The sequence below is a fragment of the Natronorubrum halalkaliphilum genome (genome assembly GCF_009834785.1).
Classification (GTDB): Archaea; Halobacteriota; Halobacteria; order Halobacteriales; family Natrialbaceae; genus Natronorubrum; species Natronorubrum halalkaliphilum.
Map to the genome: position 1 here is coordinate 19,511 of NZ_WUYX01000010.1, position 9,321 is coordinate 28,831.

At 64.0% G+C, this 9,321-nt stretch carries 10 protein-coding genes and 1 pseudogene; 8 read left to right on the plus strand and 3 right to left on the minus strand.

What is annotated here, in order from left to right:
- Positions 1–91 precede the first annotated feature (91 nt).
- The 4 genes from GS429_RS02275 to GS429_RS02290 all read left to right on the plus strand — a co-directional run bounded on the left by GS429_RS02275 (position 92) and on the right by GS429_RS02290 (position 3,880).
- The gene (locus tag GS429_RS02275; RefSeq protein ID WP_235920713.1) at positions 92–958 is read left to right on the plus strand and encodes a four-helix bundle copper-binding protein; all 867 of its coding nucleotides are present in this window, start codon (positions 92–94) and stop codon (positions 956–958) included.
- Positions 959–1,038: 80 nt separating this feature from the next.
- Positions 1,039–1,761 (plus strand): DUF5828 family protein, encoded by a 723-nt coding sequence (locus GS429_RS02280; RefSeq protein WP_160062339.1) that lies wholly within the window; start codon positions 1,039–1,041, stop codon positions 1,759–1,761.
- A gap of 146 nt (positions 1,762–1,907) precedes the next feature.
- Complete coding sequence (locus GS429_RS02285; protein WP_160062341.1) at positions 1,908–3,101, plus strand: inorganic phosphate transporter; 1,194 nt, start codon at positions 1,908–1,910, stop codon at positions 3,099–3,101.
- A 50-nt stretch (positions 3,102–3,151) separates the two neighbouring features.
- On the plus strand, positions 3,152–3,880 hold the full coding sequence (locus tag GS429_RS02290) for a hypothetical protein (RefSeq protein ID WP_160062343.1): 729 nt from the start codon (positions 3,152–3,154) through the stop codon (positions 3,878–3,880).
- An 85-nt stretch (positions 3,881–3,965) separates the two neighbouring features.
- Here the strand turns inward: GS429_RS02290 and GS429_RS02295 are convergent, their stop codons facing one another.
- Together GS429_RS02295 and GS429_RS02300 are read right to left on the minus strand one after the other, a co-directional pair.
- Positions 3,966–4,406, minus strand: coding sequence for a nucleoside 2-deoxyribosyltransferase (locus tag GS429_RS02295; protein ID WP_160062345.1), 441 nt, complete (start codon positions 4,404–4,406; stop codon positions 3,966–3,968).
- A 66-nt stretch (positions 4,407–4,472) separates the two neighbouring features.
- The gene (locus GS429_RS02300) at positions 4,473–5,576 is read right to left on the minus strand and encodes a TIGR01177 family methyltransferase (RefSeq protein WP_328821201.1); all 1,104 of its coding nucleotides are present in this window, start codon (positions 5,574–5,576) and stop codon (positions 4,473–4,475) included.
- Between the two features lie 204 nt (positions 5,577–5,780).
- On the opposite strand from GS429_RS02300, the gene GS429_RS02305 reads away from it, so the two are divergent.
- Together GS429_RS02305 and GS429_RS02310 are read left to right on the plus strand one after the other, a co-directional pair.
- Positions 5,781–6,341 carry a TATA-box-binding protein gene (locus GS429_RS02305; RefSeq protein WP_005554970.1) on the plus strand — a complete coding sequence of 187 codons (561 nt, stop codon included), beginning with the start codon at positions 5,781–5,783 and terminating at the stop codon, positions 6,339–6,341.
- Positions 6,342–7,037: 696 nt separating this feature from the next.
- Entirely contained in the window at positions 7,038–7,454 is a 417-nt protein-coding gene (locus GS429_RS02310; RefSeq protein ID WP_160062347.1) for a DUF7344 domain-containing protein, read from the plus strand.
- A 100-nt stretch (positions 7,455–7,554) separates the two neighbouring features.
- On the opposite strand, the gene hisG is transcribed toward GS429_RS02310, so the two are convergent.
- Positions 7,555–8,445, minus strand: coding sequence for an ATP phosphoribosyltransferase (gene hisG, locus GS429_RS02315; protein ID WP_160062349.1), 891 nt, complete (start codon positions 8,443–8,445; stop codon positions 7,555–7,557).
- A 268-nt stretch (positions 8,446–8,713) separates the two neighbouring features.
- On the opposite strand from hisG, the gene GS429_RS02320 reads away from it, so the two are divergent.
- Positions 8,714–8,908 carry a hypothetical protein gene (locus tag GS429_RS02320; RefSeq protein WP_160062351.1) on the plus strand — a complete coding sequence of 65 codons (195 nt, stop codon included), beginning with the start codon at positions 8,714–8,716 and terminating at the stop codon, positions 8,906–8,908.
- Positions 8,909–8,992: 84 nt separating this feature from the next.
- Positions 8,993–9,238, plus strand: a pseudogene (locus GS429_RS02325) (RNA-guided endonuclease TnpB family protein); the annotation flags it as partial.
- Positions 9,239–9,321: the final 83 nt, after the last annotated feature.

Here is a 9,321-nt window from a genome sequence, read left to right on the forward strand (position 1 = left end):
GGATTAGCGGTCAAAATCGATCGTAACGGTGCGGTCGTTTTACTCGATGACCGGTGGACCACTCGGTACCTGGATAAGGTAGTCGATATCTATGACACGTCAGTCTCAACCACAGTCACAGTACGGGCAGGGACAGCACCAGGATCAGCACGGACAGCAGCGATCGCAGTCGGGAGCCCGCGGCACTCAGGACCCGATGGGCGGTCAGCAACCGAGTGGCCAACAGATGGGCGGCCAGCAAATGGGTCCGGGCGGTCAGGGAACGGGTCAGATGGGGATGCAGGGACAAGGCCAGCAGTCAGATATGCGGGAACAGGGCCAGCAGTCGGGAATGCAGGGACAAGGTCAGCAGGGCCACCAATCCGGCATGCAGGGCCAAAGCCAGCCCCACTCGTTCGAAGACCACATGACCGACGAACTGCGCATCGCACTCGAGGACTTCAGCGAACTTTCACACGTCACCGCCTGGTGTGCAAAGGAGTGTGCGTCCGGCGGCCCGGAACTCGGCCGCTGTGCCCGGATCTGCCAGGACCTCGCCGAAATCGCCGCCCTCAACGAAATGCTGATCACCCGCGACTCGATGTTCGGCCCCGAAGTCGCGGACATGTTCATGCGGGTCGCATCCGAGGGACTGCCGGAACTCCGACAGCACCAGCAACGCCATCCGCACATCCTCGAGACGGTTGCGACGATCGAGCGGACGATGAACTCCTGCGAGGCCGTCCTCCAGCAGGTAGGACAGGGACGCCAGGGGTCACGGATGGACAAGCGACAGTCCGGCGGCCAGATGGGCGCGCAACAAACTGGCGGCCAGATGCGCGGACAGCAGTCCGGCAACCAGATGGACGGACAACAGGCTGCCAATCAATTGCGCGGCATGACCGAGCAAGGCCAGTACGGACAGGGGATGAGCGGCCAACCAACGAGTAGTGCAGACATAACAGGTCAACACTATTGAAACGCTGCGCGATTATCGCGGCCATATTTGCGCAGCAACGAAGTTTATAGCCATCCAAATCCTACCACCTGTCCAGCCGAATGGAAGAGAGCATCTCGGGATTCAAGGTTCGCGGTGACTGGGGCGACATCGTCGAGCACGGCGAACGGATCACGCGTGCGCTCCGAGACGCCGGGGTCCACGACCCCGACGCGGACTACGGCGCGCGCTTTACCCGTGCGTTCGAGGAGTGGGAAGAGTGGCGTCCCAAAGCACACGAGACCCTCGATTCTGACGTCAGCGAGAAGACCGCCGACCAGGCCAGCGTCGAGGAAGGCAAAGGCGAGAAAGCCGGCAAGGAGCCCGACGAGGACATCAAGACCGCCGGGGAGAAGCTCTCGGAGTCGTACGAACGACTCGAGAAAGACGACGCCGAGGCCGCGGTCGGAAACTGGAAGGAATCGATCGACTACGTCGCGAGAGCCGCAGACTCCGCCGGACGCAAGGCCCTCCGCCGGGTCGAGGACACGGTCTACCAGAACGTGATGACCCAGCTCGCGCCGTACTACTTCGACAACGAACTGGTCAGCGCCAACATCCAGCAGTCGGCCCGCGGGGTCGACAACGGCGAGCAGTTCGTCTTCGAGGTCAACGTCAACGACGACGTGCTCAAAGACGACGTCTCCGACCGACTCGCCGAAATGGACGAGGAGATCGACCGCTGGCACGTCGAAGTGGAGAAAGACACCGACGCAGCCGAAGCGATCGAAGGTGTCGAACCGCCGCCGGAGCCCGAGGACAACTCGAAGTCGACGACGAACTGACACCGGAGGCGTACTCGACTCCCTCGTTCGCAGCTGTGGCGGTGGCCGTAGCCGCGGACGCCGCTGTGTGTCTCGTCCTCGCCGAGTCACAACTGGGCGTCGGAGGTCGGCACACACTTGTAGGGCTAGCTGGTAAGCCGGGATAGATGGTCGAGATCGTGACGATCGGGACGTTTCTGGTGGCCGCACTCGCCAGTCTTTTCATGGCCTGGGCGATCGGTGCTGGCTCGAGCGGGTCGACGCCGTTCGCCCCAGCGGTCGGGGCCAACGCGATCTCGGTAATGCGGGCGGGGTTTCTCGTTGGAATTCTCGGGTTTGCCGGTGCCGTCTTGCAGGGAGCGAACGTCTCCGAAGCCGTCGGCGCTGATCTGATCGGCGGCGTCACCCTGTCGCCGATGGCGGCGACGATCGCGCTGATCATCGCCGCCGGACTGGTCGCGATCGGCGTCTTCGCGGGGTATCCGATCGCGACGGCGTTTACCGTCACCGGCGCGGTCATCGGCGTCGGCCTCGCGATGGGCGGCGATCCCGCGTGGGCGAAGTACACGGAAATCGCCACGCTCTGGGTCCTGACGCCGTTCGTCGGCGGCGGACTCGCCTACGGAATCGCCCGGCTCTTGCGCAGCGAACCGATCGCCGAAACGTATCTCATCATGGCGCTCGCGGCGCTCGTCGGCGTAATCGTCGCCAACATCGAGTTCGCGATCCTGGGCTCGCCGGGGGCCGGCGGCGCGTCGATCGCGCAGGCCTCGAGCGGCTGGCTTCCTGGGCCCGAGTTTCTCGGCGTCGTAGCCGTAACGATCGTCGCCGCGGCTCTCTGGGCAGGTGCGATCGCCCTCGACCTCCGGATCGGGGTCGAACGCGGGGAACGCCACTTTCTGCTCATCCTCGGCGGGCTGGTCGCGTTCTCCGCGGGCGGCAGCCAGGTCGGGCTGGCGGTCGGGCCGCTGATCCCGCTGTCGGGTGACGTCGGGCTGCCGCTGATCGCGCTGCTCGTCGGCGGCGGTTTCGGGCTCCTGCTCGGGTCCTGGACCGGCGCACCGCGGATGATCAAGGCGATTTCCCAGGACTACTCCTCGCTCGGGCCGCGCCGATCGATCGCCGCGCTCATCCCCTCGTTTATGATCGCCCAGACGGCCGTCCTCTACGGCATCCCCGTCTCGTTCAACGAGATCATCGTCAGCGCGATCATCGGCAGCGGCTACGCCGCGGCCGGCGCGGGTGGCGGCGTCAGCGCCCGCAAGATGGGGTACACCGTTCTCGCCTGGGTGGCGTCGCTTGCCGGCTCGATCCTCATCTCCTTCGCCGGGTTCACCGTCATCGACCTCCTTCTGGGATGAGCCCAGTTTGACATCGAACAGGCTTTACACGACCGGTGACGAGTTCGGGTATGGACGAGGATGCGCCCGCGGATTCGGCCGACTCCGACACGATCCAGTGGCGACGCGACGCCTCGACGTCGCGAACCGTTCGCCTCCTCTGGTCGCTCGGCGTCGGGACCTTCTTCGCCGCAATTGTCATCATCGCCGTCTGGCGCGTGTACGACCTCGCCGCCCAGACCGGTAACGGGTCGATCGCCGTCGCTTTCTTCGCCGCACTCGCCGCGACGATTCTCGCACTCATCGCGTCCAGCAATACCGAACGACACCTCGAGGCGCTCACGCGACGATTGCCCGTCGGTTCGCCGTCGGGTGACGCCCTCGAGCGAGTGATGAACGCTGTTACCGGAACGGTCGTCATGATCGGCGTCATCGGCACCCTGATGGCGATCGGCCGGTTCGTCTCCCGCCGCGAGTTACTGGGTGAACTCGGTGCAGGACCGTTCACCGGGCTGGCCGCGCTGTTGATCCCGATTGCACTCGTAGCACTCGTGCTCGCGTCGTTCCTTCGCTCCGTCGGCACGCTCGATCGTGAGGAACGGGCGATCTACCTTTACGATCCCGATCAGCGAGTCGATCTCGAGGTTATCGAAGGCGTCTCGAGTCGACGGTTCGGCGACGCGACGATTCTGAAACTCGAGTACGCCGAGCCGGACGGTCAGTACGTTGCCGGTCCGCGTCGGATCGTCGTGCCGCCGGCGGTCGCCCAGGAGCTCCAGTCGCTCGTCGAGTATCGATGACCGGTAATCGACACCTCGATATCGAGAGCGGATCGCTGTGCGACCGGGCCGATCGATCCAGCTCTCTGGCCGCCGCTCGTATGGATCACCGCCGGTCTCGTGCTTCTCGGTGACGGCGAACGAACGCCTCGAGAACGGGTTCGACGGCCGACGGCGTTCGGTACTCGGTCACTTCGACGGCGTCGTTCCCTCGTATCATCGCGGAGAGCTCGTGCTCCGCTCCGGGCCGGTACAGACAGAGGACGGGCGTTTCCCGGGCCACTGCCCTGCCGATTTCGTACCCGACTCCGAGGCTGGGTGTGGTCACCTCCGCCACCACGACGTCTGCCTGCTGGAGCCAGGCGAGATCCTGTTCGTAGATATCGGTATCGGTGAGTCCCGCCGCCGCTTCGTCCGCTTCGACGCCTTCGGTTCCGATGTGTTCGGTGAGAACGGTCCCGTGTCGCTCGAGGATATCGATGAGCGTTGCATACACGTCGACGTCGGAGCGACCGCCGCGAATGGAGCCGCTGAAGAAGATGTCCATAGCGTCCGTGGTTTCCGCCGGGGCTTATCCGTTACTTCTGCGGGCGGAGCGACGGCCGGCGGCCGACTACGTTCGTCGCCGCTCGAGCACCAGTACGTACCGCGTCAGCGACCGATGCACCCGCCGCTCGAAGGCGGCCTCGAGTTCCCAGCCCGCGTTTCGCGCCTCCTTCGCCCACGATCGATCCGCGATCACGACGGCCCGCGGCGCGACCCGCCGGGCCTCGGCGAGTGCTCCCGAGACGAGGTCCTCGAGCCGGTGGGTTTCGATCTTGGACTGTCGGCCGTAGGGCGCGTCGAAGACCACGCCGTCGACGGCATCGTCCGCGAGCGGCAGTCGCGTCGCGTCACCGCGACCGACGTGCCAGCCCCCTCGAGGGACGCCGGTCGGCGACGGTTCGTCTGACTCGAGGAAGTGCGCCAGATTCTCGCGCGCGCCGCCGACCATCTTCGCCTGCGCGTCGGTGCCGAGCACGTCCGCGCCGACGAGGCCGGCTTCGACGAGGACGCCACCGGTGCCACACATCGGGTCCAAAACGGTCGCGCCGGGACGAGCGCCGGCGATGTTCGCGACGGCGCGGGCGAGCAGCGGGTCCATGCTGCCGGGCTGGAAGAACGGTTTGTCCGTCGGTGCGCGAGTTCCGAAATCCCGGACGCTCTCGGCTTCGAGCCAGCCGAGTGCACAGACCGACATACGTTCGTCCAGCCCGTCGTCCGCATCGGATGCGAACAGCTCACCCGTCGTTTTGTTGGCCTCGAGACTCCCGCCAGCTTCGACTACGCCGTCGGAAAACGCCGCCCGCAGCAGGTGGTCTGGGTCGTCGAGATCGACCGAAAACCCGCGGTCGACCAGAACGCCGCCGAGTTCACGCTCCGCGCGCTCGGTGTCGACGCCGCTCGAGCCGTGAATATCGGTCGCCCGGACTGCAACGGTGCCCGCACGATCGATGGGCGCAGTCTCGAGCAGCACACGAGCGCTTGCCAGATCGGCGTCGGTGCGGCCGAGCAACTCGCTCGCGCGGTGGGTGTAGGCCAGCGCGCGGACGCGCTCGGGGGCGACGGCGCTCGCAACGGCGAGCCCGGGGGCGATTCGACGAAGGTCGGCCGCTCCGCTGGCCGCTTCGCGGGCCGCGAACGCGTCGTCCTCGCCGCCGAGCTCGAGCAGATACACGCCTGTTCGTCACCGCGGGGCGGCCATGAGCCTACCGTTTTTCGGACGCACGAACTCGACGACGCGTCGACTGTGAACCGGTCTCAGACACTGAACGTCCCGAAATTGAGTGATAACCGACTGATACCCCCATCGTATATACCGGATATATCAGGTGGCGGTACTAACCTTTATAAACCTTAAATACGTCTTTTTAAGCGACTTATGACGGATCCCAAGGACACCATCAACATCGAAAACGTGGTGGCGTCGACCGGTATCGGACAGGAACTCGACCTCCAGAGCGTCGCGATGGACCTCGAAGGGGCCGACTACGACCCGGAGCAGTTCCCCGGTCTCGTTTACCGCACCCAGAATCCCAAATCCGCCGCCCTGATCTTCCGCTCGGGGAAGATCGTCTGTACCGGCGCGAAAAGCACCGACGACGTTCACGAGAGTCTCCGCATCGTTTTCGACAAACTGCGTGAACTCCAGATTCAGGTCAACGAAGACCCCGAAATCGTCGTCCAGAACATCGTCACCTCGGCCGACCTCGGCCGCAACCTCAACCTGAACGCGATCGCGATCGGTCTCGGCCTCGAGAACATCGAGTACGAACCCGAGCAGTTCCCCGGTCTCGTCTACCGGCTCGACGAACCCGAAGTCGTCGCCCTGCTGTTCGGCTCCGGGAAACTCGTCATTACCGGCGGCAAGAAACCGAAAGACGCCGAACACGCCGTCGACAAGATCGTCTCCCGACTCGAAGACCTCGGCCTGCTCGAGTAACGCCCGAGCCGCCCGTTTTCGTTTCTTCGCGGCAACTGACGGCGAATCAGCGCTCGAGCCGCGTCGAATCGGTACGGGCGTGGCGAACGACCGAGGCTGTTCTCCATTCGACGATGCATAGCGTTGCTACCGATTCTCCCGGATAGCAGTCACGACGACGTCAGTCGCGAATTCGTGGCCGTCGAGCAACCCACCGGTTTGCGATGGCCAGCAGAACGCGTTGGCTCTGCGACGTCTCCGACGACGGCGGTCAACACGGGACCGGCCTTCACGTAGTTCTGTTCGACAGATGAGTCACTACAGACCGACGCACGACAGCGTTGTGATCGCCGTCGATCAGATCACGCGATAGTCGTGGGATCGGTGTATGAACCGTTTCGGACGGGACTCCCCCGGATCGGTGAGCGCTCGTGCAGCGCCGATCTCGATTTCAACGGTCCCGATACGACTCGCCGACTCGGCCACTGACGGGCGAGCAATCGGGTCTTTCCAGCGTGAGCCGTCGGTTTTCCGGACGGTTTCCGATCTCTCGCCGTCGTCTTCCGAGTAACGGGATTTTGCGGTCTCTCGGATGCTTCGTCCGGATTATTGATCGTTCAACCCCGATTGAACGATCCACACTGGCCTGAATTGGCGGCTAGCGATCGGAACGGCCGGCCGCGTTTATCTGCTCTTGCTGTTGAGTGTTCGGTATCGATGACGATCCACACCGACCACCCGACGACCGCGCTGGATCGCCGCGCTCCCGATAGCGGCGAGCGATTCCCCGAATCCATCCCGCGTGCGGCGGTCCAGCGCGTGTTGGACAACGACCGCCGACGCGAGGTGCTCCGCTGTCTGCTCGCAGAGGACGGCCCCCTCGAGGTCCGAACCCTGGTCGCCCGGATCGCCGACGCCGAAACCGACGCTACGAGCGTGACGCCGTTGCTCGAACGTCGCCAGCGCGTCCACGTCTCGCTGTGTCGGACCCACCTCCCGCTGCTCGAGGACCATCGCATCCTCTCGTACGATCGCGTTCGCGGGCTCGTTTCGCCGGGGGCGACGCTCTCGGCGTTCGAATCTCTCCTCGACGTGGGGGCTCTCGAGCGACCGGTTGGCGCTCGGTTAGACTGACAGTACTAGGGTACCTGTCAGTTAGTGTCGCCCCAATCACAGTTCGCCGTGGTTGCACCGAAAATTCGGCACAGCGGTCCGTATAGAAGGAGTGTTCTGCTTACTCGACCAGTCGTTCGATTTCGGTCACCAGAATATCGCTCGCGCCGGCCTTTTTGACCTCGGTGATCGTCTCGAACACGTCGCGCTCGTTGACGACGGCGTGTACCGCAACCTTCGCGTCGCCGTCTTCTGTCGTCGCTGTCGGCTCGCCGTTCGGGCCCTCGTCGGCGATGTCCATCACCGTCGGCCCCCCGAGGCCGGGGATGACGTCGCGGACGTCGTCGAGTTTCGCCCGCGGGACGTTCATCATCATGTAGCGCTTGCCTTCAGCCTGCTTGACCGAGGCCAGCGCCGTACGCACTTCCTCGACTTTCGGGTTCTCGAGGACGTCCTCGCGGGCGAACAGCCGAACGGAACTCGAGAGCACGTCCTCGAGTTCGGCCAACCGATTCATCTTCAGCGTGGTGCCGGTGCTCGTGATGTCGACGATGGCGTCGGCCATCTCGACGTGTGGCGTGAGCTCCGTCGCGCCCGACACCTCGACGATGTCCGGCTCGACGCCGGTCTCAGCGAAGAAGTCCGCGGTGATGTTCGGGAACTCGGTGGCGACGGTCGCGCCCGCCAGATCGGCGACGCCCTCGATGTTGCCGTCTTCGGGTGCCGCGAGGACGAGGCGACAGCGACCGAACTCGAGGTCGAGGAGCTCGGACACGTCATCGACGCGGGCCTCCCGGACCTGATCGTAGCCGGTGATGCCCATGTCCGCCGCGCCGTCGGCGACGTACTCCGGAATGTCGGCCGCGCGGGCGAACAGCACGGAGACGTCGGGGTCGACGGTGTCGGCGTAGAGTTTTCGGTCGGCACCGTTCTCGAGATGGAGCCCCGCCCGCTCCAGGAGGTCGATCGTCGGCTCGTGCAGGCGGCCCTTGTTGGGAACGGCGATTCGCATTGCCCGGTTCTTGGTTGCGGCGAGGCAATTGTCTTTTCATCCGGACGACCCGTCGCCATACTGTGTGCGCCGTGTCACGAGCGTGAGTTTCGGCGGTTCGGCTTCGCGCTCGTTCCCGAAGAGGCGGGCGAGGTGTAGCCGCCACCTCGACCCCAACTCCAGTAGCGACCCGGGAGCAGGAACCGAATTCTCGTTGGCCTCGCTCTCAAGGTGGAGTTTCGTCCGCGATCACAGAAAGTGTTACTTACGTGCCAGTATTGGGTTAGATATGGATACCGCACGTCTCTACTACGGGTCGACGATTCTCTGTTGCGTCGTCGCCGGAGCGATGGGACTCTCGAGTGTCGCCGCCGGAGACGCCGGTATCGCAGACGCATTGATGGCGACCGCGGCGTCGGAACGGTCTTTATTGCGGTTTACGGAAGATTCGAGGCGAAAGCCTCGCTCTTTAGGGTGGGGATGAAGCCGACGGGATACGTCACAAATCACGTGACACAGACTGACTGTAATCCCAGCGTTTAATGTAGTATATTACACAATATACTATGTGAGCAGCCGACCACAACGCACGAACGAGTACACCGCCGAACCCACCACTGAACGGTATCGGCAGTGCTTGTTCGACTGGTTGGCTGCCCAACCACCACTCTGGAACCAGATCAACTACCGCCGACGCCAACAATACTTCGCTGATGGCGGTGATGTCTGGGACGCCGAGTACTCCGACCTCTACGACGAATACGCACCCATCCTCGGCAAAGCCACCTGCCAACAAATCGCCCGCAAAAACTCGGTCGTGTCCCAAACTCGTCTAGAGTCGTAACTGACTCCTGTGGAAACAGGGTCACCTCTGGTACCTACCCCGAAGTGACCCAT